The organism is Halomicronema sp. CCY15110, assembly GCF_016888165.1.
Taxonomy (GTDB): domain Bacteria; phylum Cyanobacteriota; class Cyanobacteriia; order Phormidesmidales; family Phormidesmidaceae; genus Halomicronema.
In genome coordinates, this window is record NZ_JACSWC010000259.1 from 1 (window position 1) to 452 (window position 452).

Genomic DNA, 452 nt, shown 5'->3' on the forward strand with positions numbered 1-452 from the left:
AGCCCTTTCAAGGTGCTTTCTTCTCAGCTTTAGCTTTGGCAAGCAATCGAGCGGTTGAGACATGAGGTTTCTTTTTGTCGAATTTCGGCTTGTCTCTTTTCGGCTTTTGGCCTCTGGGATGGGAACGCAATTTAGAGAGTTCTATCTGGGCCGCTAACTGCTTGAGCAGCCGCGCCGTATTATCCCAGTCGAGCTGAGCCAGCGGTTGCCATTGGGCCTCTGGGATGGCAATCATCATGCCATCATGAACGCGACGGATTTCATCCGCAAAGTAGTAGAGAGACAGCCCCGCTTCCACTTTGTCAGTGCCATGAACCGCACGCATGGCGGCTTTGAGGACTGCCAGTAGGTTGTAGCAAATGAGCGCCATGCAAAAGCCAAACAAAGCGGCTCTTGGATAGGCAAGGGTGTTGATTTCACCCCGAAAGCATTGGTCAAGCACTTGGAATAGC

General features: G+C 51.8%; 1 pseudogene. It reads right to left on the reverse strand.

Going from position 1 to position 452, the window contains the following annotated elements:
• Positions 1 to 7: 7 nt before the first annotated feature.
• Positions 8 to 452 (reverse strand): annotated as a pseudogene (locus JUK32_RS10300) (IS4/IS5 family transposase); the annotation flags it as partial.